This is a genomic window from Streptomyces sp. NPDC050504, from assembly GCF_044458065.1.
GTDB lineage: Bacteria > Actinomycetota > Actinomycetes > Streptomycetales > Streptomycetaceae > Streptomyces.
Map to the genome: position 1 here is coordinate 90,971 of NZ_JBITHO010000012.1, position 24,738 is coordinate 115,708.

Here is a 24,738-nt window from a genome sequence, read left to right on the forward strand (position 1 = left end):
GGATACGGAAGGGCGGCAGGTGGCCCGAAGGGGACGCGGACACGGACAGGACACCCCTCCCCGGACTGGCCAGGACCCCGCCGTGTCCGGGTGTCCGCGTGTCCGGACGTCCGCGCGTCCGGACGCGTACGCTGGCGTGTGGTGCGGCGGAACGGGGAGGCGCGGGTTGAAGCAGCTGTCCGGGATCGACGCGAACGCCCCTGAGGCGGTGCGGGACTTGGCCGGGCGGCTGCGCACGGCCCTCGAAGCGGCGGGCTACACGGGAGTGCGGGACGCGGCCGCCGCGTGCGGTCTCGGGCGTACGACCGTCTCGGACGCGCTGGGCGGCGAGAAGGCCCCGACCTGGCCGACCGTCAGGAAGCTCCTGGAAGCGTGCCGCCTCACCCCCGACACGGGCTGGAAGCGGGCCCAGGAGGCGGCCAAGTCGGCTGAGGAGCAGGGGAAACAGCGCGTCCGCGGGGTGAGCGCTCCGCCGCGCACCGCCTCCGCCCCGCTGCCGGGCACGTTCACCATCCGGGCCCCGTACGGCGAGCTCCCCGCCCAAGTCCGGGGGCGTGATGCCCTCTTGGAGCGGCTGCGCGAGGCGCTGTTCACGGACGGCGCGTGCGTACAGGTGCTGCACGGCCTCGGCGGCAACGGCAAGACCACCGTCGCGCTGGCGCTCGCGCGCTGCGCCAAGGACCGTGACGTACAGGTCTTCTGGGTGTCGGCAGTCACGCACGACACGCTCCTCACCGGCATGCGGCAGGTCGCGCGCGACCTCGGCGTCCCCGACGACCTGGCCGACGAGGCCTGGGCCGGGCGCGCCAGCGCGACGGACCTGGTGTGGAACGCGCTGGACGCGGCCGAGCGGCCGTGGCTGCTGGTGGTCGACAACGTGGACGAGCCCGCGTTCACGGCGTCCGAGCACGGGGTGCCAGGCGACGGCACGGGGTGGATCCGCTCCAGCCGGGCGGGCCTCACGGTCGTGACGAGCAGGGTCGGCGACCCTCGGGCGTGGGGCCGCGAGGCGACCTGTCACCCGGTGGGCGTGCTGTCGGCCGAGGACGGCGCGGCGGTGCTCCTGGACCTGGCGCCCGGCGCGGGTCAGGTGGCGGACGCCCGGCTGCTGGCGGAGCGCCTGGACGGACTGCCGCTGGCCCTGCACCTCGCGGGCTCGTACCTGGCGCGTACGGGACGCGGGGCGGGGCTACTGCGCGGGCTGGCGCGCGACTTCGCCGGGTACGCGCGGGAGTTGGACCGGCGCGGGGCAAGGCTGCTCGACGAGGGCGCGGGACCGAACGGGGAGCGGCGGGCCCGGCGGCTCGTGGGGCAGACGTGGGAGATGAGCCTGGACCTGCTGGCCCGGCAGGGGATGCCGGAGGCGCGGTGGCTGATGCGGCTGCTGTCGTGCTTCGCACGGGCGCCGTTTCCGCTGTGGCTGCTCGACTCCTGCGTACTGGAGCGGTTTCCGTGCCCGCCGGAGCCCGAACGGTACGAGGCGGCGCTCGAAGCGCTGGTCGCCCTCGGACTCGTACGGATCGAGGAGGTGTTCCCCGCCGGGAGCGAAGCGGAGGACGACTGGCCGTGCGTGACGGCGCACGCGCTGGTGCTGGAGGCGAACGCGCTCAACGCGGCGGCCGCACCGGCGCGCGAGCGCGCCCTGGTGTGGCGGGGCGCGGCCGCGGTCGCCGAGCACGTCGGGGAACTCGCTGCCGGTCCCCGCAACTGGAACGGGTGGCGCGCGCTGGTCCCCCACGTCGTGGCGGGACTGTGCGCCGTGCCCCGCGAGGACCACGGGACGCTGCTCCCCTTCGTGCGGGCCGCACTGGCCGCCACCGACTACGCCGTGGCGCTCAACCACCTCCCGCTGTGCCGTCAGTTGTCCCTCCTCATGGTGGAAGCGGCCGGCGAACTGCCGCAGGACTGCCCCGAGGTGAGCAGGGTCCGCAGGAACCGCGTCCACCTGACCGAAGGGAACGACGGCGTCGGGCTCGCACGACAGCTGCTCGACGAGCAGCTGGCCCGGTGGGGCGCCGACCACGTCGACACCCTCAACGCGCGGCGGGTCTGGGGGCGCACCCTCTTCGACCAGGGCAGGTGGGAGGAAGCGGAACGGGAGTTCCGCGCAGTGGCCGACGGCCACGTGCGCCTCGGCGCGCTGGACGCGGCCCTGCTGGCGCGGGCCTACGTGGTGCAGGCCCTGGAGCCGCAGGGGCGGGCGCGGGCCTGCGCCGACGAGGCGGCCCTGTTGGCGGCCGCGCTCGACGAGCGGCCGGAAACCGAGTTCTCGGTGCGCCACCAGGTCGCCCACGCGCTGGACGCGGCCGGACTCCTCACAAAGGCGGAGGGCGTCCACCGCAGGATGCTGGCGGAGCTGGAGGCGGCGGGCGCCGAGGACCGGCCGCTCTATCTGAACCTGGCCCTGCACTGCGCCGACAACCTGGTGCGACAGGACAGGGCCGTGGACGCGCTGGCGCTCGTCGACCGCCTCCTGAGCCGCTACCTGCCGGGCCCCGCGGCGGCGGTCCCGCCCCCGTGGATCGCCGAACTCGCGGGCAGGAAGCTCGATCTGCTGCACGCGGCCGGGCGGCTCGACGAGGCGGTGCCGGAGCTGCGCGCCCTGCTGGACTCCTGCGGAAGGACGCCTGACGGGACCACGCGGGCCAGCACTTCCGTACGGCTGCTGCTGGCCGAGACCCTGCGGGAGCTGGGCGACGCCACCGCGTCACTGGCCGAACTGGACGCCCTGGAGTCGGCGCCCGGCGACGAGGCGGACGACGCGCCGCCGTGGCTCGTCCCGCTCTACCGCGCCCGCTGCCTCTGCACCCTGGGCGACTGTGCCGACGCGGTGACCCACTACGACGTGGCCCTGGCCGCCGCGTCCGGTGCCCCGGACGCGGCGGCCAGGATCCGGGAGGAGTCGGCGGATTGCCGCAGCGCCGCCCCGTAACCCCTCCGTACGGCCCCGCGACCCCTCAGTGCGCGCCGGCCACCGTCCCCGCCCGCTGTTCCCTGATCTCCCCGCCCGGCTCCATCGGCGCCGTGACGTCGTCCGCGTCGCGGCCCGATCCCAGGTGGTTGAAGACCAGGTTCAGCAGGACCGCGACCACGCAGCCCGTCGATATCCCCGAGTCCAGGATGATCTTCGCGGTCTCCGGGAACGCGTGGTAGAAGGTCGGCGCCGCGATCGGGATGATGCCGACCGCGATCGAGACGGCCACGATCAGGACGTTGTTGTCCTTCTCCAGGTTCGCCTTGACCAGCGTCTGGATGCCGCTCGCCGCGACCGAGCCGAAGAGCACGATGCCCGCGCCGCCCAGCACCGGGCGGGGCACGACCGCGATGAGCGAGGCGGCCATCGGACACAGGCCCATCAGGACGAGGAAGCCGCCGCCCGCCGCGACCACGAACCGGCTGCGGATCCTCGTCATCGCGACCAGGCCGATGTTCTGCGCGAAGGCGCTGCACATGAAGCCGTTGAAGAAGGGGCTGATCGCCGAGCCGAGGGTGTCGGCACGCAGGCCCGCCGCGATGGTCTTCTCGTCGGCGGGGCGGTCCACGATCTCGCCCAGCGCCAGCATGTCCGCCGTCGACTCGGTCATCGAGACGACCATGACCACGCACATCGAGACGATCGCCGCGAGCGCGAACTGCGGGGCGCCGAAGTGGAACGGGGTGGGGAAGCCGACGACGTCCGCCTCCGTCACCGGGCTGAAGTCCGTGACGTCGAAGGGGATCGCTATGAGCGTGCCGATCACCAGGCCGAGCAGCACCGCGATCTGCTTGACGAAGCCGCGCGTGAAGCGGCGCAGCACGAGGACGACGACGAGGGTGAGCCCGGCGAGCGTGAGGTTGGTGGTGGAGCCGAAGTCGTCGGCGGCGCGGTCGGGCCCCTGGGCCCAGCCGAAGGCGACCGGGAGCAGGGATATGCCGATCAGGGTGATGACCGTGCCGGTGACGACGGGCGGGAAGAAGCGCACCAGTTTGGAGAAGAACGGGGCGGCCACGAAGCCCAGCACGCCCGCGACGATGATCGCGCCGAAGATGATCGGCAGCGCGTCGCCCTTGTCCTTGGTGGTGTCGACGACGGCGAGCATCGGGGCGACGCCCGCGAAGGTGACGCCGTTGACGAAGGGGAGCCTGGCGCCGATGTTCCAGAGGCCGAGCGTCTGGAGGAAGGTGGCGAGGCCGGCCATGAAGAGGCTGGCCCCGGTGAGGAAGGTGAGTTCCTTCGGGGAGAGGCCGACGGCGGCGCCGACGATCAGCGGCGGTGCGACGACGCCCGCGTACATCGCGGCGACGTGCTGGAGGCCGGTGGTGGCCATCTTCAGGGCCGGCAGCTTCTCGTCGACCGGGTGCACGGCCTTGTCGTCCGGCTCCTGCGGGGTGGTGCCTTGCTTGGTGAACCTGGGCTTGGTGGCCACGTGATTCCTCCGGTTGTTTTCCAGTGCCGCCCGGCGGCACGCGCTTCTGGGAGGTGGTGCGACGTGCAAGGACCTGCTCGGTGTTCAGTTGTCGGTGGTGCGCCCAGGCAGTACTGACCGCCCCGGAACGCGAAGCGTTGGGCCACGTTCCGGAGCGGCACCTGAGCAGCCCGCTCGGCTGCTCAGGTCCGGCCGGGGACCGTCCTCCCCGGCCGGACATCCATGGGGGTGTCAGCCCTGCGCGGCGATCCGCGCCAGGCGCTGTGCCTCCGCTCGGGTGGAGCGGGCGACCGCGTCCTCGTCCACCCGGGTCAGGTGGTTGTCCTCGACGACGGGCTCGCCGTTGACGAGGGAGAGCGTGACCGGGGCCGCGGCGCCGAAGACGAGCGCGGTCACCGGGTCGGCGATGGAGGAGTGGGCCAGGGTGTCGAGCTTCCAGAGCACCAGGTCGGCGAGCTTGCCCGCTTCCAGCGAGCCGATCTCGGCCGCCCTGCCGAGCACCTGCGCGCCGCCGTGGGTGCCGAGCCGCAGTGCCTGACGGGCATTCAGGGCGGCTTCGCGGTGGTGGGAGTTGAGGCGGTTGATGAGCAGCGCGTTGCGCAGCTCGGTGTGGAGTTCGCCCGACTCGTTGGACGCGGTGCCGTCGACGCCCAGGCCGACGGGGACGCCCGCGGCGAGCATGTCGGGGACGCGGGCGATGCCCGCGGCGAGGCGGGCGTTGGAGGACGGGCAGTGGGCGACGCCGGTTCCCGTACGGGCGAAGGCGGCGATGTCCGCGTCGTTCATGTGGACGCAGTGGGCCATCCACACGTCCTCGCCGAGCCATCCGGTGGACTCGAAGTACTCGGTGGGGCCCATGCCGAAGAGTTCGTGGCAGAACTTCTCCTCCTCGACGGTCTCCGAGCCGTGGGTGTGCAGCCTTACGCCCAGGGCGCGAGCCAACTCGGCACCCTGGCGCATGAGTTCGGTGGAGACGGAGAAGGGCGAGCAGGGTGCGACGGCGACCTGCGTCATGGCGCCGAAGGACGCGTCGTGGTGCTGCTTGACGGTCGCCTCGGTGGCGGCGAGCGCGCCGTCGAGGGTTTCGACCGCGAAGTCCGGCGGCAGGCCGCCGTCCTTCTCGCTGCGGTCCATGGAGCCGCGGGCCAGGGTGAAGCGCACGCCCGTCTCGGCGGCGGCGCGGATGATGGAGCCGGAGATGTCGCCGGCTCCGCGCGGGAACACGTAGTGGTGGTCCATGGCGGTGGTGACGCCGCCGCGGGCCATCATCGCGAGCGAGCCCTGTGCCGCCGCGTACGTCATCTTCTCGTCGATGCGCGCCCAGGTGGGGTAGAGGGCGACGAGCCAGTTGAAGAGGTTGTGGTCGGTGGCCAGACCCCGGGTGATCCACTGGTAGAAGTGGTGGTGGGTGTTGACCAGGCCGGGGGTGGCGAGGTGGCCGGTGCCGTCGATGCGGCGGACCACGTCCTCCAGTCCTTCGGGGGCCGGTCCGGCCCCGATGGACTCGATCCTGTTTCCGGCGACGACGACGTGTCCCGAGGCGTACTCGGTGTCGGCGGCGTCGACGGTGGCGATCGCGCAGTTCTCGATGACGATGCGCCGGGTGTGTGCCGAAGGTGCCATGGTGCTTCCTTCTCGTCGTGGCAGGGGTCCCCCCTGCTCGTTCGGAGCCTGGGCTCCTACAGATCATGGGGGGAGGGCACGGCAGGACCCTAGGAGGATTTGAGTGCCGCGGCCGGCCCTGCGCCGCGGGTGCCGAGATGGTGGAAGAACAGGTTCAGCAGGACCGCGACGAGGGCGCCCGCGCTGATGCCGGAGCCGAGCACGGTCTGCGCCCAGGCCGGGAAGTCGGCGTAGAAGGTGGGTGCGGCGAGCGGGATGATGCCCGCACCGAGCGCGACGGCCACCAGGATGATGTTGGAGGAGTCGTCGAGTCCGGCCTCGGAGAGCGTACGGATGCCGCTGACCGCGATCGAGCCGAAGAGGACGATCCCGGCGCCGCCGAGCACGGGCATGGGGACGAGCGAGACGACCGCGCCGAGCACCGGGAAGGCGCCGAGGACCAGGAGCGTGCCGCCCGCGACGGCGACGACGTACCTGCTGCGCACCCGGGTCAGCGAGACGACGCCGACGTTCTGGGCGAAGGCGCTGGTGGGGAAGCCGCCGAAGACGGGGCCCACGAGGGTGGCGATGCCGTCGGTGCGCAGGCCCCTGGTGATGGTCCGGCCGTCGCAGTCGCGCTCGCAGATCCGGCCCAGGGCCAGCATCCCGGCGCTGGACTCGGTCATCAGGACCAGCATCACGATGCACAGCGAGAGGATCGCGGCGGGCTGGAACTCGGGGACGCCGAAGGCGAAGGGGGCGGGCAGGGCGGCGACGGGCGCGGAGTCGAGCGCGGAGAAGTCGGCGAGGCCGAAGGGGATCGCGGCGAGCGTGCCGATCAACATGCCCAGGAGCAGTGCGACCTGCTTGACGAAGCCGCGGCCGAAGCGCTGGACGAGCAGGATCACGGCGAGGGTGAACCCGGCGAGCGCGAGGTACTTCATGGCGCCGAAGTCGGCGGCTTCCTTGTTGCCGCCCTGGGCCCAGGAGACGGGCACGGGCATGAGGGTGACGCCGATCAGCGTGATCACGACACCGGTCACCAGCGGCGGGAAGAACCGGAGCAGCCGGCCGAAGAACGGCCCGACCACGAGGCAGAACACTCCCGCGACCATCACCGCGCCGTAGATCGCGGGGAGTTGGCGGCCCGGTGCGCTGGTCTCGGCGATGGCGAGCATCGGCGCGATTCCGGCGGAGGAGGCGGCGTTGACGAACGGCAGCCGGTTTCCGGCGAACCCTCCGGCGCCGATGGTCTGCAGGATGGTGGCGAGACCAGCGATGAGCAGGCTCGCGGCGATGAGCCGGGTCATTCCGGCGGCGTCGAGTCCGACGGCCTGGCCGATGATGAGCGGAGGGGTGACGACGCCCGCGTACATGGCGGCGATGTGCTGGAGCGCGGCGGGGACGAGCCGCGAAGGGGGGAGCTTTTCGTCCACCGGGTGAACGGCCGGTGGGGCGGAACACGGGCCTTCGGCGGTCTTCTCCGCCGGCCCCTTTGCTGGCTGTGCCATGGCTGTGGTTCCCTCCGGTCCGCGGCGCCCCCGCCCCGCTGCGGGCGGGCGGGGGCGCCGTCGGCCTGGCGTCAGAGGCTGGCGTCAGGTGGTTGACGTCAGAGGTTGGTCATGTCGACCGGGATCCGCGGCTCCACGCCGTCGCGCAGGATCGTGGCCTCGATCAGGCCGTACGGGCGGTCGGCCGCGAAGTAGACCTCGTTGTCGTTCTTGAGGCCGAAGGGCTCCAGGTCGACGAGGAAGTGGTGCTTGTTGGGCAGCGAGAAGCGCACCTCGTCGATCTCGGCGCGGTTGTTGATGATGCGCGAGCCCATCTGGTACAGCGTCTGCTGGAGCGAGAGCGAGTAGGTCTCGGCGAACGCCTGGAGCATGTGCTTCCTGACCTGCTCGTAGGACTTCTCCCAGTTCGGCATCCGCTGCTCGTCGTCGGTCCAGTTGAACCGCCAGCGGCTGGACACCTGGGTCGCCAGGATGCGGTCGTACGCCTCCTGGAGGGTGGTGTACTTGTCCTTGAGGTAGCCCCAGAACTCCGAGTTGGTGGAGTTCATCACGACGAGGTCCTTGAGGCCGGAGATGACCTCCCACTCCTCGCCGTCGTAGGTGATCTGCGAGACGCGGGTCTCCTGGCCCTTGCGGACGAAGGAGTGCTTGACGTCGTCGGCGCCGATGAACTGGGAGTTGGCCTCGGAGGTCGCGATGCGCTCCCAGGCGTACTCCTCGATGCGGATGCGCGCCCGGTGGATCGTGGGCTGCGAGGTCACGAAGTGGCGGGCGAGGTGGATGCCGAACTGCTCGGCGGACTCTATGCCGTGCTCCTTGGCGAAGGCGAACACCGTGTTCTTGGTGGTGTCGGTCGTCAGGACGTTGGCGTTGGAGCCGTTGTAGTGGACGTCGTCCATGTCACCGGAGAGGGAGACCGAGACGTTGAGGTCCTTGATGTGGTGGGTGTCGCCGTCGCGCGTGATCTTCACGACGCGGTTCTCCGCCTTGCCGTACTGGTTCTGTCCCAGAATCGTGGGCATGTCTGCTAGCTCCCTCGGTAAACGGAGTAGCCGAACGGGTTGAGCAGCAGCGGTACGTGGTAGTGCTCCCCCGGTACGACGGCGAAGGTGATCGCCACCTCGGGGAAGAACGCACCGCTGTCCCGATTCGCGGGGGCGTCCTGCTGCGCATCGGCTTGCTGGTGGTCGAACTCCGAGACGTTCGGGACGTTCGGGGTGTTCGGGACGTTCGAGAAGTACGCCTCGGTCTCGAAGTCGAGCCGGACGTGAGTGGTGCCTTCCGGCAGGGCCGGGAGGTCCTTGCAGCGCCCGTCCGCGTCGGTGGCGGAGCCGCCCAGGGCGGTCCACTGCGCGTCCGCGCCGGAGCGGGCGGACAGTGCGACGGCGACTCCCCCTGCGGGGCGTCCGACGCTGGTGTCCAGGACGTGGGTGGACACCGATGCGGTGGTGGCGGTGCTCATCAGTCGTTGTCCTCTTCTACGAGTCGCGCGAGCCGGATCCGGTTGATCTTGCCCAGCTCGGCGCGGACGATCTCGCGCTCCCGCTCGGGCGTGTTGCCGATCCGGGCCTTCACCGCGTCCCGCATCTGCTCGCCGGTGGCACCGGTGGCACAGATCAGGAATACGTGCCCGAACGTGTCCTGGTAGGCCAGGTTCAGTTCGAGCATTTCGGCCTTGAGTTCCTCGGAGGCCCCGGCCATCCCCCGCTGTTCGCGGGAGGAGGTGGGGTCCCCCGGCTTCGGCCGGCCGATCGGCGGGTGCCCCGCCATCGCCTCGGCGAGGTCCTGCTCGGTCAGTTCGGCCAGGGCGGCGTCGCTGGCGAGAAAGAGCGCTTCGACGGTGGGGTGGGGGCGCTGGGCGAGCAGCTTGCTCCCCCAGGCCGAAGAGGCGCACACCTCGTGCAGCGCGGCGGTCGCCGCACTGCCGTCCAAGGTGTTGAACCGGGCGAGGCCCGGCGTCGAACTCGAAGTCACGGGAGCCTCCGTGGCTGTTCTTCGCTGTGCGTTGGACGGGCTGCGGATAGCTAACGCCCTCGGAAACATCACGTCAACACTTTGTTGAAAACTTCGAGTTACAAAAAGGGCCGCCGTCCGGAAGTCGGACGGCGGCCTGGATCGCCCCCTGTGAGAGGGGGCACGAACGGCACTCCGGGGCATTTGCCCCGTGGCCGGTCACTCGCGGTTCAGGTAGTTGTACACGGTGAAGCGGCTCACCCCCAGGGCGCCCGCCACCGTCTCCACCCCGTGCCGCACGGAGAACGCCCCGCGCGCTTCGAGGGTCCGCACCACGCCCTGCTTGGTCTTGCGGTCGAGCTCCGCGAGCGGTTTGCCGTGGCGCCGCTCCAGCGCCGCCAGGATGTGGTCCAGGGAGTCGGAGAGCTGGGGGAGGCGCACCGCGACGACGTCCTCGCCCTCCCAGGCCAGCACCACGTCGTCCTGACAGGCCTCGTCGGGCCCGAGCAGTTCCGCCCCCATCGCGTCCACCAGCGGCTTCACCGCGGCGACGAGCGGGTGGTCCCCCGGTTCAGTCACTTCGCACCCTCCCCGCTCCCCGGCCCGGCGCCGCCCCGCTCCTCCTGGCCGATCACGTTGACCTGGAGCGAGACCCGCGTGGCGCCCGCCTCCAGCGCCTCGCGCAGCAGCGCGTCGACGGCGCCGAGCACCTCGTCGGCGCCGCCTTCCGCCGTATTGCCGAACGGTCCCACGTCCACGGCGTCCAGCGCGGCCGCCTGGATGACCTCGCGGGCCACCACCGCATGGGCGGGCGCCTCGTCGAGGTCGAAGGGCTCGGTCGTGAACTCCACTCTCAATCGCACGCGCTCAACCTACTGCGCGGCCGAGGAAATCCGGCAGGCCCTCTTGACAGGTCTCGCCGATCCCATGCAACCTTCCATCAAGCAGAAACTAACTTCCGCAATACGGAAGGAGCGCCGCCCCTCATGGCCCGCTTCCCGACAGGCGCAGTCACGGACCAGCGCTTCGATGTGAACCTCTCGATCCTCTTCACGGAACTCCCGCTCCTGGAGCGCCCCGCGGCGGCGGCCGCGGCCGGCTTCACCGCGGTCGAGCTGTGGTGGCCCTGGATCGAGACCCCCACCCCGCCGCAGGCCGAGCTCGACGCCCTCAAGAAGGCGCTCGACGACGCGGGCACCCGGCTGGTGGGCCTGAACTTCTACGCGGGGCAGCTCCCGGGACCCGACCGCGGCGCGCTCTCCGTGCCCGGCGCGGAGTCGGACCGCTTCAGGGCGAACGTCGACGTCGCGGCGGACTTCGCCGCCTCGGTCGGCTGCACGGCGCTGAACGCGCTGTACGGCAACCGCGTCGAGGGCGTGGACCCGGCGGTCCAGGACGAACTGGCCCTGGAGAACCTGGTCCTGGCGGCCCGCGCCGCCGACCGGGTGGGCGCGATCCTCCTGATCGAGACGCTCAACGGGCCCGAGTCGCCGCACTACCCGCTGGTGACCGCCCAGGCCGCCGTCGACGTCGTGGACCGGGTGAACGCGGTGACAGGACTGGACAACGCCAAGTTCCTGCTGGACCTGTACCACCTGTCGATGAACGGCGAGGACCTGCACGGGGCCATCGACGCCTTCGCCGACAGGACCGGCCACGTGCAGATCGCCGACAACCCGGGCCGCGGCGCGCCCGGCACCGGCGACCTGGACTTCACCGAGCTGCTCGGCCGCCTGAAGAAGGCCGGCTACGACGGCTGGATCGGCCTGGAGTACAAGCCCGGCGACCGGCCGAGCGCGGACGCCTTCGAGTGGCTGCCCCGGCCCTCGCGCGCCGCCAACTGACCTTACGCACCAGAGTTTCGAGAGAGGCACCCTGATGAGCACCAACCTCCCCAAGGTGGCGTGGATCGGCCTCGGCATCATGGGCTCCCCCATGTCCGAGAACCTGATCAAGGCGGGCTACTCGGTCACCGGCTTCACGCTGGAGCGGGACAAACTGGACCGCCTCGCGGCAGCGGGCGGCACGGCCGCCGCCTCGATCGCCGAGGCCGTCGCCGACGCCGACGTCGTGATCACCATGGTCCCCGCGTCGCCTCAGGTCGAGGCCATCTCGTACGGCCCCGACGGCATCCTGGAGAACGCGAAGCCGGGCGCCCTGATCATCGACATGTCGTCGATCACCCCGCAGACCTCGGTGGACCTCGCCGGGGCCGCCGCCGGGAAGGGCCTGCGCGTCCTGGACGCCCCGGTATCCGGCGGCGAGGCGGGCGCGATCGAGGCCGTGCTCTCCATCATGGTCGGCGGCGAGCGGGCCGACTTCGACACCGCGCTGCCGATCCTCCAGGCGCTGGGCAAGACCATCGTGCTCTGCGGCCCGCACGGCTCGGGCCAGACGGTGAAGGCCGCCAACCAGCTGATCGTCGCGGTCAACATCCAGGCGTGCGCCGAGGCCGTGGTCTTCCTGGAGAAGTCCGGCGTCGACCTCGCGGCGGCCCTCGACGTCCTCAACGGCGGCCTGGCCGGCTCCACGGTCCTGACCCGCAAGAAGGACAACTTCCTGAACCGCGACTTCAAGCCCGGCTTCCGGATCGACCTGCACCACAAGGACATGGGCATCGTCACCGACGCCGCCCGCAACGTCGGCGCGGCCCTCCCGGTCGGCGCCGTGGTGGCCCAGCTGGTCGCCTCGCTGCGCGCCCAGGGCGACGGCGGACTCGACCACTCCGCGCTGCTGCGCGCCGTCGAGCGCCTCTCCGGCCAGCGGGTCTAGGACCCGCGGGCCCCCAGACTCCGGGTGGCGGTGGCGCTGACACCTGTCCTGTCGCGCCCAGGCGTCACCGCCTCCCGGAACCACACACTTCAATTTCAACAAACTGTTGACGCGCTGTTCGGGGCGTATCTACGCTCCTGGCACCGTCAGCAGATGTCAGTACGGAAGGTCGAACCGCCACCATGACGCAGCGTGTGCTTACCACCGAGTCCGGCGCCCCGGTCGCCGACAACCAGAACTCCGCCACGGCCGGCGTCGGCGGCCCGATCCTCCTCCAGGACCAGCATCTGCTCGAAAAGCTCGCCCGCTTCAACCGCGAGCGCATCCCGGAGCGCGTCGTGCACGCCCGCGGCTCCGGCGCCTACGGCTACTTCGAGGTGACCGACGACGTCACCGCGTACACCCGCGCGAACTTCCTCGGCGAGGTCGGGAAGCGCACCGACACCTTCATCCGCTTCTCCACGGTCGCCGACAACCTCGGCGGCGCGGACGCCGTCCGCGACCCGCGCGGCTTCGCGCTGAAGTTCTACACCGAAGAGGGCAACTACGACCTCGTCGGCAACAACACCCCGGTCTTCTTCATCCAGGACCCGATCAAGTTCCCCGACTTCATCCACTCCCAGAAGCGCGACCCCTTCACGGGCAAGCAGGAGGCGGACAACGTCTGGGACTTCTGGGCGCACGCCCCCGAGGCGACGCACCAGATCACCTGGCTGATGGGCGACCGCGGCATCCCGGCGTCCTACCGCCACATGAACGGCTACGGCTCCCACACCTACCAGTGGACCAACGCCGGGGGCGACGCGTTCTTCGTCAAGTACCACTTCAAGACGAACCAGGGCGTCCGCTCGCTCTCCTCCGAGCAGGCCGCCGAGATCGCGGGCAAGGACCCCAACTCGCACCAGACCGACCTGCTCCAGGCCATCGAGCGCGGCGTGAACCCCTCGTGGACGCTGTACGTGCAGATCATGCCCGCGGCCGAGGCGGCGGACTACCGCTTCAACCCGTTCGACCTCACGAAGGTGTGGCCGCACAAGGACTACCCGCTCCAGCGCGTGGGCCGCCTGGTCCTGGACCGCAACCCCGACAACGTCTTCGCCGAGGTCGAGCAGGCCGCGTTCTCCCCGAACAACTTCGTTCCCGGCATCGGCCCTTCGCCGGACAAGATGCTCCAGGGCCGGCTGTTCGCGTACGCGGACGCGCACCGCTACCGCCTGGGCGTCAACCACACCCAGCTCCCCGTCAACGCCCCCAGGGCGACCACCGCGGACAACTACGGCCGCGACGGGGTCCACGCCACCCGCTACGGCTCGCGCCACGACAAGAACTACGAGCCCAACTCGTACTCGGGCCCGGCGCAGACGGACGCCCCGCTGGCCGCCCCGCTCGCCGTGCACGGCTGGACCGGCACCCACGCCGCGCCCGAGCACGCCAAGGACGACCACTTCTTCCAGGCGGGCGAGCTGTACCGGCTGATGTCCGAGGACGAGAAGAAGCGCCTGGTCGCCAACATCGCGGGCGGCCTCTCGCAGGTCGGCCGCGACGACGTGATCGAGAAGAACCTCGCCCACTTCCACGCCGCCGACGCCGACTACGGCAAGCGCGTCGAGGAGGCCGTCCGCGCCCTGCGCGAGGACTGAGGAAACCTCGACGCCCAGACCGCGTACGGGACCTGACGGGAGGTCACGTTCCGTGCGCCGTCCGGACCGGGAGCCCGATGAGGGGTGGCTCCCCGGTACCGGACAGCTTGAGGACCGCGGCGGCAGGACGAGCCAGTGCGGTGGTCAAGGCCCGACGCGGCGCTCTCCTGACCTGAAGGAGGGCGCGGCGAAGACGCCGATCGCCCCCGCCGCGGTCCCGGCACTCCCCCGTCTCCTCCAGGAGACCCGCATGCTCCGCCCGGCGGCGCGAACGTTCCGTCGCGCCGGCCTCGCACCGCCGGGCGGCACCAACGCACCGCACCGGACCGGGGTCCGGCCCCCACGGGGCCCGATCCCGGTCGTTCTGCTGCCCTCCTACCCCAATGGGTTACTTTTCGGCCATCGGGGGCGTAGTCTCGGCCACCCGGCCGGGTCCCTCCCCACACACCGCCCGGCCGAGGGCGAGGTGCGGCGCGCTCACCCCGAGCCGGGCGCGCCCCCTCCAGAGGCCCCGCCCCCCGCCCGCCCGGCGGGGCCTCCCCGTGCGCTCCGCGGTTCAGGCCCTCCCCAGCGCCCGCTCGGCGTTGTCGACCAGTTCCTTGTAGGTCAGGACCTCGACCCGGCTCATGTGCGCGTTCAACGTGCGCAGCGCCTCGTTCACCGCCTGCTCCGGGACCTCCGGGTGCGCTCCCGGGTGCCCGATCAGCACGACGGCACTCGCCCTGCGGGTGTCGATGCCGAACTCCGCGCGTATCCGCTCGCGGTGCTCGTCGAGGCCGACGAGGTAGTTGACCGCCTGCCCCACCGCGTCGTGGACCGGAGCCGTCGGCACCCAGGCTCCCCTGTGCCGCTTGACCAGGGCCTCGCGCAGGGACATCGCGCGCTTGAGCTCCACCACGTGCAGCGCGCCGTCGCCCCGTACGAGAGGGATGTCCAATTCGTCGCCCGGCACGAGGCGCCGATGGGCGGCCTCGCCCACATAGGCCCCGCCGAAGATCCAGTACTGGCCCTCCAGCGCCTTCTGGAGGTCGTGCTCGACGGCCAGTGGATCCTCGACGACGGCGCGCAGCGCCTTGAGGCCCGCGGCCCGCCGGTGCAGCTCGGCCGCCCTGAGGACGAGCTGTCCCTCCTCGTCGGCGGCCAGGACGGCCAGCGCCTCGGGGGACGTCACGATGCGCCGGGCCGCCTCGGCGGGATCGCGCACCTCTATGCGGCGGTCGCGCAGGACGCGCTCCACCCACTGGCCCATCTGGGACATGCCGGGAGTGATCCGGTACCACCCCGGGCGGTCCTCCGGGGCTTCGAGGTACCGGGCGTCCCGCGCCCGCTCCCTCAGGTGCGCGACGACGTCGCCCGCGGTCGTCCGCGGTGCGTCGTCGATCAGCCCCTGGGCCTCCGCCGCCGCGTACTGGAGCGACATCGACAGCTGGCGCCCCAGGTAGTCGCGGTTGCTGTCGCTCCTCACCCGGCCCTCCTGGAACAGCCGGTGCCGCTCCTCGAAGTCGTAGCGCAGGATGCGCCCCTCCGCGTAGTCGAGGGAGTCCTGGAGCAGCCGTACGACCTGCCACTCCCCCGCGCCCGCCGCGTCGGCGCGGGCCGCCTCCAGGAGCCTGACCAGCTCCTTGCCGCCGCGCCGCTTGGGATTGCGGCCCGTGCCGCTGCGCATGTGCGTGAAGACCGCGCCGATCGCTTCCTTCACGGCCGCGCTCGCGGCCTGCTCCTCGACCTGGCGCAGCTGCCAGTCGAGCGACATGTCCACCCGTACCGTCATGGGGACCAGTGTGGCGGCGGGGTCCGACAATGCCGGAGGGGCGGCCCCGGTGGACCGCCCCTCGCGACCGCGTGCCGTGGCGTCAGACCTTCAGGGCCCTGACGGCCGTGGGCGCGTGGCCCGGCTCCGTGGCCAGCTCCTCGAACTCGGTCACGTCGCTCACGTCGACCGTCTTGCTCATGGAGATGTTGGTGATGCGCTCCAGGATCGCCTCGACGACCACCGGGACGCGGAACTCCCGCGCCAGCTTCTTGGCCTCCTCGAAGGCGGCGGCCAGTTCGTTCGGGTCGGTCACCCGGATCGCCTTGACGCCCAGCCCCTCGGCGACCTTGACGTGGTCGACGCCGTAGACGCCGATCTCCGGAGTGTTGATGTTCTCGAACTCCAGGTTCACCTGGAAGTTGATGTCGAGGCCGATCTGGGCCTGGCGGATCAGGCCCAGGTAGGCGTTGTTCACCAGGACGTGCACGTAGGGCACCTTGTGCTGGGCGGCGACCGCCAGCTCCTCGATCATGAACTGGAAGTCGTAGTCGCCGGAGAGCGCGACGATCGGGGTGTCGGGGTCGGCTACCGCCGCGCCGATCGCGGCCGGGACGGTCCAGCCGAGCGGGCCCGCCTGGCCGCAGTTGATCCAGTTGCGCGGCCGGTAGACGTGCAGCATCTGCGCGCCGGCGATCTGTGAGAGGCCGATGGTGGTGACGTACCGCGTCTCGGGCCCGAACGCCCGGTTCATCTCCTCGTACACCCGCTGCGGCTTGATCGGGACGTCGTCGAAGTGCGTACGGCGCTGGAGGGTCGCCTTGCGCTCCCGCGCGGACTCGGCCCACGCGGTGAAGTCCGGCAGGCGGCCCTCGGCCTTCCACTCCTTCGCCACCTCGACGAACAGTTCCAGCGCCGCCCCCGCGTCCGACGCGAAGCCGTAGTCGGGCGCGAAGATCTTGCCGATCTGGGTGGGCTCGATGTCGACGTGGACGAACTTCCGGCCCTTGGTGTACGCCTCCAGGTTGTACCCGGTGTGGCGGTTGGCCCAGCGGTTGCCGATGCCGAGGACGAAGTCCGAAGCCAGGAACGTCGCGTTGCCGTAGCGGTGCGAGGTCTGCACGCCGACCATGCCCGCGCTGAGCTCGTGGTCGTCGGGGATGGTGCCCCAGCCCATCAGCGTGGAGATGACCGGGACGCCGGTCAGCTCGGCGAACTCCACCAGCAGGCCGGTGGCGTCGGCGTTGATGACGCCGCCGCCCGCGATGATGAGCGGTCGCTCCGACTCCAGCAGGAACCGCAGCGCCTTCTCGGCCTGCGCGCGGGTCGCCCGCGGCTTGTAGACCGGCAGCGGCTCGTACGCCTCGGGGTCGAACTCGATCTCGGTCAGCTGGACGTCGATCGGCAGGTCGATCAGGACCGGGCCCGGACGGCCCGAGCGCATCAGGTGGAACGCCTCCTGGAACACGCCGGGGACCTGGGCCGCCTCCAGGACGGTGGTGGCCTTCTTGGTGACCGGCTTCGCGATGGACGCGATGTCAACGGCCTGGAAGTCCTCCTTGTGGAGCTTGGAGACCGGTGCCTGGCCCGTGATGCACAGGATCGGGATCGAGTCCGCGATCGCGGAGTACAGGCCGGTGATCATGTCGGTGCCCGCGGGGCCCGAAGTGCCCACGCAGACGCCGATGTTGCCCGCCTTGGCGCGGGTGTAGCCCTCGGCCATGTGCGACGCGCCCTCGACGTGCCGGGCGAGGGTGTGGTCGATCCCGCCACCCTCCTTGAGCGCCCGGTAGAAGGGGTTGATCGCCGCGCCGGGCACGCCGAACGCGTTGGTGACGCCTTCGCGCTTGAGGATCTCGACTGCCGCTCGGGCAGCGGTCATACGGGGCATGTGAGTGCTCCTGCTCGGGACAGCGGGATCGGGCTCTGTCGCGCCACCTGAGAGCGCCAATTCCATATTGCGGAAGTTATGTTCTGCTATACGGAAGCAATGTAAAGGGCCCTTCCGGGCACCGTCAAGGGAGCCCGTCCGCTCCCCGGTCGGCGCGCCCGTCCGCCCCTCGGCCGGGGAACCCGCCCGCCCCGCCGTCGCCGAAACCGCTTCCGGCCAGGGCACGGTTGGGGGACGATGGGAAGGGAGCGCGGGACGTGAAGTGGCCCGCGCGGAGGGGGCCGTCGTGGATTCCGTACCGGTGAGCTGTCCGGCCTGCGACCGCGCGCACGCCTTCGTCCCCGCGAGCTACCCGTGCGCCTGCGGCACTCCGGTGACCCCGCCGCTGGTGGCGGGCGCGCCCGCCGCGCCGGTGACCGGGCGCGCCTGGGCCGACGAGTGGGTGACCGTGCGTTGCACGGGCTGCGGGCGCGACGGGCAGTGGCCCCAGCCGGAGCTGGGCTGCCCGTGCGGCGCGGTGCTCCGCGTCCCGGTCGCACGGCCGCGGCCCGCCACGGCACACACGCCGAAAGCGGCCGTCCGGCACCCCGCCCACATCCCGCTGCCCCGCACGGCCCCGGCGCCCCGCCCCGCGTTCCGCCCCGAGGCCATCCGCACGGCCCGCGACGCCATCACGGTGGCGGCGCGGTACCTGGGCTGGCTGGGCTACCGCGGCATCGTGCGGCCCGAAGCGCGCCCCGCGTCCGGCGCGGACCTGCGCGCCGAAGGGCTGGTCGCGCACGTCGACCCGACGACGTCGCCCACCACCCTGCGCACCGTGGAGTGCCTCTGGCTCAACGGCCTCAGCGCCTCGGCGGCCAGCGCCTGCTTCTCCCTGGCGGGGTACGCGCACGACGCCGCGGCCCGCGCCGACGAACTGTCCGTACCGCTCTTCGTCATGGACCTCACGGGCACCCCGCGCCCGGTCAACGCGGCGGCGGAGGAGCTGGTCTCGGCGGGCCGCTGAAGACGAAAGGGCGCCGCGCCCCACAACCGTGGGACGCGGCGCCGCGTTCTGTGCCGAAGGGCCTCTTCGGGTGGCCCGGGTACGACAGCCCTAGTACCCCTGGTGCGGCCCCTGCCCCGGCGGGGGCGGGGTCTGCCCGCCGTAGGGCGACGCGCCGTACGGGCCCGCGGGCGCGCCCGCGCCGACGGCGGGGCCCGCGACGGGACCGGCCGCGCTCTTGCGGCTGCCGATGGCGACCGACGCCGATGCGACGATCAGGCCGACGCCCGCGAGCCCGATGGTGACACCGGTCTCCGGGACGTCGTCGTTGATGAAGGAGTAGTTGCTGGACATGCCCTGCGACGCGCAGCGCTGCTTGGTCTTGCTCCCGGCGTCGGGCTCACAGACCCACTCCATCCGGTACTCCGTACGCCCGTGCGCGTCGTCGGCCATGATCCAGCCGGTGGCGAGGAGGGCGAAGCCGGCCAGCATGAAAAGGACTTGGAGGGTGCGTGCGACTGGATGCATGAGTGGGATCGCCTCGGCTGTTCGACGGTGGTGGACGGACCGGGGCGCCCGAGTGTCCACGACAGCTTCCCCCGTCGTCCCACACGTCCCCCGGCCCGTATCCTGACGCAGCCGTCCCGACCCGGCAAGCCGGTTCACCGGGCCCGGCACCGGGCCCGCTCACCGCCCGGCGCCGTACGCCTCCCTCAGCTCCACCTTCCGCACCTTGCCGCTGACCGTCATCGGGAACGCGTCGAGCAGCCGCAGCCCGCCCGGGATCTTGTAGTGGGCCAACTGCCCCTCGCAGTAGGCCACCAGCTCCTCGTACGTCGGCGGGCTGGCCGGATCGCGCGGGATGACGCAGGCCAGGACCGACTCCCCGTACCGCTCGTCCGGCACCCCGACGACCTGCACGTCGGCGATCTTCGGGTGGCCGTACAGGAACTCCTCGACCTCGCGCGGATAGACGTTCTCACCACCACGGATGATCATGTCCTTGATCCGTCCGACGATCTGCGCGTAGCCGTCCTCGCGCAGCACCGCGAGGTCCCCGGTGTGCATCCAGCGCCCCGCGTCGATGACCTCCGCGGTCTTCTCCGGCTCGTCCCAGTAGCCGAGCATCACGCTGTAGCCGCGGGTGCACAGCTCGCCGGACTCACCCCGGGGCAGCGTGGCGCCGGTGGCCGGGTCGACCACCTTCACCTCGACGTGCGGCATGACCCGGCCGACCGTGCCCGTCCTGCGCTCCAGGTCGTCGTCGCGCCGGGTCTGGGTGGAGACGGGCGAGGTCTCCGTCATCCCGTAGCAGATGGACACCTCGGGCATGTGCATCTCGCTCACCACCCGCTTCATCACCTCCACCGGGCACGGCGAGCCGGCCATGATGCCGGTGCGCAGCGAGGTGAGGTCGTACGTCGCGAAGTCCGGGTGGTTCAGCTCGGCGATGAACATCGTCGGCACGCCGTAGAGCGCGGTGCAGCGCTCGGCCGCGACCGCCGCGAGCGTCGCCGCCGGATCGAAGGACGGCGCGGGGACGACGATGCACGCGCCGTGCGAGGTGGCGGCGAGGTTGGCCATCACCATGCCGAAGCAGTGGTAGAACGGCACCGGCACGCAGATCCGGTCCAGCTCGGTGTAGCCCAGCAACTCCCCGACGAAATAGCCGTTGTTGAGGATGTTGTGGTGGGAGAGCGTCGCGCCCTTGGGGAAGCCGGTGGTGCCCGAGGTGTACTGGATGTTGACGGCCTCGTCGCAGGAGAGCGCCTCGGCCGCGACCTCGCCCGTGGCCCGGTCCAGGAACGCGTCCCAGCCGGGGTCGGCGATGAACACCGTCTCGCGCAGCGCGGGGCAGTCGCCCCGCACCCGCTCGACCAGCGCGCGGTAGTCGCTCGTCTTGTGCGCGAGCGAGGCGATCAGCAGCGAGACGCCCGCCTGGTTGAGCACGTACGCCAACTCGTGCGCCCGGTAGGCCGGGTTGATGTTCACCATGATCGCGCCGATGCGGGCGGTGGCGTACTGCGTCAGCACCCACTCGGGGCAGTTGACCGCCCAGATGCCGACCCGGTCGCCCTTGCGGACCCCGGAGGCCAGCAGCGCGCTCGCCAGCTCCTCGACGGCCGCGCCGAACTCCGCGTACGTCCAGCGCCGCCCGGACGGCACGTCGACGAGCGCGTCGCGGTCGGGGAAGCGGGCGACGGTGCGGGCGAGGTCGGCGGGGATCGTGTCGCCGAGCAGCGGGGTGGTGCTGGTGCCGTGGGCGTAGGAGAGCTCGGTCATCGCAGGTCGCCCTCCACGTACTCGGCGCCCGAGCCCGCCGCCGTGCGCTCGCGCAGCTCGATGCGGCGGATCTTGCCCGACACGGTCTTGGGCAGCTCGGCGAACTCGATCCGGCGGATGCGCTGGTACGGCGCGAGGACCGCGCGCGAGTGCGCGAACAGCACCTTCGCCGTGTCGGGTCCCGGCTCCCAGCCCTCCGCGAGCACGACGTACGCCTTCGGTACGGCGAGCCGCAGTTCGTCGGGCGCGGGAACGACGGCGGCCTCGACGACGGCCTCGTGTTCGAGCAGGGCGCTCTCCAGCTCGAAGGGGGAGATCTTGTAGTCGGACGCCTTGAAGATGTCGTCGCTCCGGCCGGTGTAGACGATGTATCCGTCTTCGTCCCGGCTGCCGATGTCGCCGGTGCGGTAGTAGCCGTCGGCCATCGCGGCGGCCGTGCGTTCCGGGTCGCCGCGGTAGCCGGTCATCAGCCCGACGGGACGGGCGGAGAGGTCCAGACAGATCTCGCCCTCGCGCACGCCCGCCTCGCCGGTCACCGGATCGACGAGCACGACGTCGAAGCCGGGCGTCGGCCGCCCCATCGATCCTGCCTTGAGCAACTGCCCCGGAGTGTTGGCGACCTGCACGGCCGTCTCGGTCTGCCCGAAGCCGTCCCTGATGGTGACGCCCCACTCGCGCCGCACGGTCTCGATGACCTCGGGGTTGAGCGGCTCGCCCGCGGCGACGACCTCGCGCGGCGGCGTGCGCAGCTGCTTCAGGTCGGCCTGGATGAGCATGCGCCACACCGTGGGCGGCGCGCAGAAGCTGGTGACCCCGGCCCGGTCCATCTCGCCCATCAGCCGGCCCGCGTCGAACCGGCCGTAGTTGTGGATGAAGACGGTCGCCTCGGCGTTCCACGGCGCGAAGAGGTTGGACCAGGCGTGCTTGGCCCAGCCGGGCGACGAGATGTTGAGGTGCACGTCGCCGGGCTTCAGCCCGATCCAGTACATCGTCGCCAAGTGCCCGATCGGGTAGGAGACGTGGGTGTGCTCGACCAGTTTGGGACGGGCCGTGGTGCCCGAGGTGAAGTAGAGCATCAGCGGGTCGGTGGCGCGGGTGGGCCCGTCGGGCGCGAACTCCGCGGACGCGGCGTCGGCGTCCGCGTAGCGGGCCCAGCCCTCCCTCGGCTCCCCCACCACGATCCGCGTGTAGTCGCCCGGCACCTCGTCGAACTTCCCCGCGTCCGCGTCGCGCACCACCGCGTGCCGCACCTGCCCGCGCTCCACCCGGTCGACCAGGTCGGCGGCGCCGAGCAGCGGGGTCGCGGGGATGACGACGGCGCGCAGCTTCATCGCGGCGAGCGCGACCTCCCAGAGCTCCCGCTGGTTGCCGAGCATCACGAGCACCCGGTCCCCGGCCCGTACGCCCCGCTCCCGCAGCCAGTTGGCGGCGCGGGCCGAGCGCAGCGACATCTCGGCGAAGGAGACGCGCACCTCGCTGCCGTCCTCCTCGACGATGCGCAGCGCGTCCCCGCCGTTGCCGTCCGCGATGGCGTCGAACCAGTCCAGGGCCCAGTTGAAGTGCTCGGGGCGGGGCCACACGAAGCCCTCGTACGCCGTCGCGTAGTCCTCGCGGTGCGCCAGCAGGAAGTCCCGGGCGGCCCGGAACTCCTCCGTCGCGCTGGTTTCCGACATGCGTCCTCCTCATTGCGGGACCGGCCCCGCCCATCGTGTAATCAGTGACCTGGGTCTCACTACCCCCGGACGGGGGTGAAGGGAAGCGAATCGCGCGTGCACGGGCAGGACGTAACCGATCAGGTGGCCACGGCGGTGGAGATGCGGGCCGCCCTGCTGGGGCTGCGCCGCGCGACGGGGCTCCCGGTGGCGTTCGGCGGGCTGCTGAGCGACCCGCACAGACTGCGGATCGCCGAACTGACGGGCGCCGCCTCGCACGCCCTGCGGGGCCTGGCGATCTCGGCGGGCACGGGCCTCGGCGGCAAGTCGATCGCGCTGTCGCGGCCGTGCGCGGTGACGGACTACCCCGCGTCGCGGCACATCAGCCACGAGTACGACGGCCCGGTCGCGGCGGAGGGCCTGCGCGCGGTCCTCGCGGTTCCCGTGGTGGTGCGCCGCCGGGTGCGCGGCGTGCTGTACGGGGCGCTGCGCGAGCCGCTGGCGCTGGGCGACCGCACGTTCGACGCGGCGATGGCGGCGGCCCGCGACGTGGAGCAGGCGCTCGCGGTGCGCGACGAGGTGGAGCGCCTGCTGGTGACGGCGCGGGGGCGGGGCCGGTCGGACGGGGGTGCGGGGGCTTCCTCCGGCGCGCCGGGGGCGGGGGTGGGGGTGGGCCGGGAGCACGGGTCGGACGCGTGGGAAGAGGTACGGGAGGCGCACGGCGAACTCCGCGCGCTGGCCCCGCGCATCGTGGACCCCGCGCTGCGCGCGGAACTCCTCGCGGTGTGCGGCCGCCTGGCGACGGCGGGCACCGCACCGGCCAGACGGCTGCCCGAAGTGACGCTCGCGCCGCGCGAGGTGGACGTCCTGGCGTGCGTGGCGACGGGCGCGACGAACGGGACCGCGGCTCTGCGGCTGGGGCTGAAGCCGGAGACGGTGAAGGGCTATCTCCGCTCCGCGATGCGGAAGTTGGGCGCGTCGACGAGGATGGAGGCGGTGGTGGCCGCGAGGCGGGCGGGGCTGCTGCCGTGAGTGCCGGTCGCCAAGTCGCCAAGTTGCCAAGTCGCTAACCTGGGCGGTCGGGGGTGAGGGACATGGTGTCCACCAATCAGTTGCTGACGTTCGCGGCGATGTCCTTGCTGGTGATCGTGATTCCGGGGCCGAGCGTGCTGTTCGTGATCGGCCGCGCGCTGGCCCACGGCCGCAGGACCGCGGTCGCCACGGCCCTGGGCAACGTGGTCGGCTCGTACGCCCTGGTGGTGCTGGTCGCACTGGGCCTGGGCGCGCTGGTGGAGCGGTCGGCGGTGGTCTTCACGGCGGTGAAGCTCGCGGGTGCGGCGTATCTGGTGTTCCTGGGCGTGCAGGCGTTCAGGCACCGCGGGGAGCTGAGGATCGGGGCGGTGGGCGGCGCTCCGGTGGGCGGTGCCCCCGCGAGTGGCGTCCAGGTGGACGGCGGCCCGGTGGGCGGCGGCCCGCGGGGAGGCGCTCCGGTGGGCGCGGCGCGCGGGGCCTGTCGGCGGGGTGACCTGCGGACGGCGGTCGACGGGATCGTGGTGGGGGTGACCAACCCCAAGGGGATCGTCTTCTTCGCGGCGGTGCTGCCGCAGTTCGTGGACCATTCGGCGGGGCACGTGGTGGGCCAGATGCTGCTGCTCGGCCTGGTGCCGATCGGCATCGGCCTGGTGACGGACACCCTGTGGGGCGTGTGCGCGGCGGAGGCGAGGACGTGGTTCGCCCGCTCGGACCGCCGCCTGTCGATGATCGGCGGAGCGGGCGGCTTCGCGATGATCGGGCTGGGCGTGATGGTGGCGGGGACGGGGCGGGCGGAGTAGGGGGCGGCGGGGTCTTGGGTCCCGTTGCCTCGGGGTGCCGTTTTTGCGCAGCACGGGGTGCCCGGTCCTTTTGGGGTCCCGTTGCCTCGGGGTGCCGTCTTTTTGCGCAGTTCCCCGCGCCCCTAGGGGGATGGGGTGATCCGGTCACGGGTTGGGTGCCTGGGGGGCCGGGGGCGCTCCAGGGTGCACTCCTCAGATCACGAGCCGGAACCGTTTCCAGTCCTGGATAACCCCGGTCTTGGCTCGTGCTCCTGCGGGGAGCACCCTTCCGACCCCCACCCCGGGGCACCCATTACGCCCCCGGTGCGATCGCGCCCCGTCAGGGGCGCGGGGAACTGCGCGAGCAATCGGGCACACGCGCAACATACCCACGCACCCCCGGCGGGCCCGCCACAGGCGAACCCCGTCCCGGGGAGCGGGCACCCCGTCAGGGACACGCGGCCCGCCGCAGGCGAAACGCC

At 71.8% G+C, this 24,738-nt stretch carries 20 protein-coding genes; 7 read left to right on the plus strand and 13 right to left on the minus strand.

Translation table 11 applies throughout. The annotated features are described in order from the left end of the window. The first annotated feature begins 166 nt into the window (after positions 1 to 166). Complete coding sequence (locus ACIBNE_RS35255; protein WP_399279042.1) at positions 167 to 2,932, plus strand: hypothetical protein; 2,766 nt, start codon at positions 167 to 169, stop codon at positions 2,930 to 2,932. Positions 2,933 to 2,957: 25 nt separating this feature from the next. On the opposite strand, the gene ACIBNE_RS35260 is transcribed toward ACIBNE_RS35255, so the two are convergent. The 8 genes from ACIBNE_RS35260 to ACIBNE_RS35295 all read right to left on the minus strand — a co-directional run bounded on the left by ACIBNE_RS35260 (position 2,958) and on the right by ACIBNE_RS35295 (position 10,335). Beyond that, positions 2,958 to 4,307, minus strand: coding sequence for a nucleobase:cation symporter-2 family protein (locus ACIBNE_RS35260; RefSeq protein ID WP_399279388.1), 1,350 nt, complete (start codon positions 4,305 to 4,307; stop codon positions 2,958 to 2,960). 330 nt (positions 4,308 to 4,637) lie between these two features. Next, the gene (locus ACIBNE_RS35265) at positions 4,638 to 6,029 is read right to left on the minus strand and encodes an 8-oxoguanine deaminase (RefSeq protein ID WP_399279044.1); all 1,392 of its coding nucleotides are present in this window, start codon (positions 6,027 to 6,029) and stop codon (positions 4,638 to 4,640) included. Between the two features lie 89 nt (positions 6,030 to 6,118). Then, a complete protein-coding gene (locus tag ACIBNE_RS35270) occupies positions 6,119 to 7,519 on the minus strand; it encodes a nucleobase:cation symporter-2 family protein (protein WP_399279045.1) in 1,401 nt (466 codons plus the stop codon). A 98-nt stretch (positions 7,520 to 7,617) separates the two neighbouring features. Next, positions 7,618 to 8,541, minus strand: a complete 924-nt coding sequence (pucL, locus tag ACIBNE_RS35275; protein WP_399279047.1) for a factor-independent urate hydroxylase — start codon at positions 8,539 to 8,541, stop codon at positions 7,618 to 7,620. Positions 8,542 to 8,546: 5 nt separating this feature from the next. Continuing rightward, complete coding sequence (locus tag ACIBNE_RS35280; protein WP_399279049.1) at positions 8,547 to 8,981, minus strand: hydroxyisourate hydrolase; 435 nt, start codon at positions 8,979 to 8,981, stop codon at positions 8,547 to 8,549. After that, complete coding sequence (gene uraD / locus ACIBNE_RS35285; protein ID WP_399279051.1) at positions 8,981 to 9,493, minus strand: 2-oxo-4-hydroxy-4-carboxy-5-ureidoimidazoline decarboxylase; 513 nt, start codon at positions 9,491 to 9,493, stop codon at positions 8,981 to 8,983. The genes ACIBNE_RS35280 and uraD overlap by 1 nt, the downstream gene beginning before the upstream one ends. 198 nt (positions 9,494 to 9,691) lie before the next feature. Further along, the gene (locus tag ACIBNE_RS35290) at positions 9,692 to 10,051 is read right to left on the minus strand and encodes a helix-turn-helix domain-containing protein (protein ID WP_399279053.1); all 360 of its coding nucleotides are present in this window, start codon (positions 10,049 to 10,051) and stop codon (positions 9,692 to 9,694) included. Then, positions 10,048 to 10,335 carry a hypothetical protein gene (locus ACIBNE_RS35295; RefSeq protein WP_399279054.1) on the minus strand — a complete coding sequence of 96 codons (288 nt, stop codon included), beginning with the start codon at positions 10,333 to 10,335 and terminating at the stop codon, positions 10,048 to 10,050. Before ACIBNE_RS35295 ends, ACIBNE_RS35290 begins: the two co-directional genes overlap by 4 nt. A 123-nt stretch (positions 10,336 to 10,458) precedes the next feature. On the opposite strand from ACIBNE_RS35295, the gene ACIBNE_RS35300 reads away from it, so the two are divergent. The 3 genes from ACIBNE_RS35300 to ACIBNE_RS35310 all read left to right on the plus strand — a co-directional run bounded on the left by ACIBNE_RS35300 (position 10,459) and on the right by ACIBNE_RS35310 (position 13,884). Beyond that, a complete protein-coding gene (locus ACIBNE_RS35300; protein ID WP_399279056.1) occupies positions 10,459 to 11,316 on the plus strand; it encodes a TIM barrel protein in 858 nt (285 codons plus the stop codon). Positions 11,317 to 11,350: 34 nt separating this feature from the next. Beyond that, positions 11,351 to 12,244 (plus strand): 2-hydroxy-3-oxopropionate reductase, encoded by an 894-nt coding sequence (locus ACIBNE_RS35305; protein WP_399279058.1) that lies wholly within the window; start codon positions 11,351 to 11,353, stop codon positions 12,242 to 12,244. Positions 12,245 to 12,426: 182 nt separating this feature from the next. Further along, the gene (locus ACIBNE_RS35310) at positions 12,427 to 13,884 is read left to right on the plus strand and encodes a catalase (protein WP_399279059.1); all 1,458 of its coding nucleotides are present in this window, start codon (positions 12,427 to 12,429) and stop codon (positions 13,882 to 13,884) included. Positions 13,885 to 14,440: 556 nt separating this feature from the next. On the opposite strand, the gene ACIBNE_RS35315 is transcribed toward ACIBNE_RS35310, so the two are convergent. Then, positions 14,441 to 15,655 carry a Shedu anti-phage system protein SduA domain-containing protein gene (locus tag ACIBNE_RS35315; RefSeq protein ID WP_399279061.1) on the minus strand — a complete coding sequence of 405 codons (1,215 nt, stop codon included), beginning with the start codon at positions 15,653 to 15,655 and terminating at the stop codon, positions 14,441 to 14,443. An 82-nt stretch (positions 15,656 to 15,737) separates the two neighbouring features. After that, positions 15,738 to 17,525 (minus strand): glyoxylate carboligase, encoded by a 1,788-nt coding sequence (gene gcl, locus ACIBNE_RS35320; protein ID WP_399279063.1) that lies wholly within the window; start codon positions 17,523 to 17,525, stop codon positions 15,738 to 15,740. Between the two features lie 286 nt (positions 17,526 to 17,811). On the opposite strand from gcl, the gene ACIBNE_RS35325 reads away from it, so the two are divergent. After that, positions 17,812 to 18,531, plus strand: coding sequence for a hypothetical protein (locus ACIBNE_RS35325; RefSeq protein WP_399279065.1), 720 nt, complete (start codon positions 17,812 to 17,814; stop codon positions 18,529 to 18,531). A gap of 90 nt (positions 18,532 to 18,621) precedes the next feature. Here ACIBNE_RS35325 and ACIBNE_RS35330 read toward each other — a convergent pair whose 3' ends face one another. The 3 genes from ACIBNE_RS35330 to ACIBNE_RS35340 all read right to left on the minus strand — a co-directional run bounded on the left by ACIBNE_RS35330 (position 18,622) and on the right by ACIBNE_RS35340 (position 22,466). Continuing rightward, on the minus strand, positions 18,622 to 19,038 hold the full coding sequence (locus tag ACIBNE_RS35330; protein WP_399279066.1) for a hypothetical protein: 417 nt from the start codon (positions 19,036 to 19,038) through the stop codon (positions 18,622 to 18,624). Between the two features lie 159 nt (positions 19,039 to 19,197). After that, complete coding sequence (locus ACIBNE_RS35335) at positions 19,198 to 20,793, minus strand: AMP-binding protein (protein WP_399279068.1); 1,596 nt, start codon at positions 20,791 to 20,793, stop codon at positions 19,198 to 19,200. Beyond that, a complete protein-coding gene (locus ACIBNE_RS35340; protein WP_399279070.1) occupies positions 20,790 to 22,466 on the minus strand; it encodes an AMP-binding protein in 1,677 nt (558 codons plus the stop codon). Before ACIBNE_RS35340 ends, ACIBNE_RS35335 begins: the two co-directional genes overlap by 4 nt. 141 nt (positions 22,467 to 22,607) lie before the next feature. Between ACIBNE_RS35340 and ACIBNE_RS35345 the strand changes: the two genes are divergently transcribed. Together ACIBNE_RS35345 and ACIBNE_RS35350 are read left to right on the plus strand one after the other, a co-directional pair. Further along, positions 22,608 to 23,477, plus strand: coding sequence for a response regulator transcription factor (locus ACIBNE_RS35345; RefSeq protein ID WP_399279390.1), 870 nt, complete (start codon positions 22,608 to 22,610; stop codon positions 23,475 to 23,477). A gap of 62 nt (positions 23,478 to 23,539) precedes the next feature. Continuing rightward, positions 23,540 to 24,277 carry a LysE family translocator gene (locus ACIBNE_RS35350; protein ID WP_399279071.1) on the plus strand — a complete coding sequence of 246 codons (738 nt, stop codon included), beginning with the start codon at positions 23,540 to 23,542 and terminating at the stop codon, positions 24,275 to 24,277. Positions 24,278 to 24,738 lie beyond the last annotated feature (461 nt).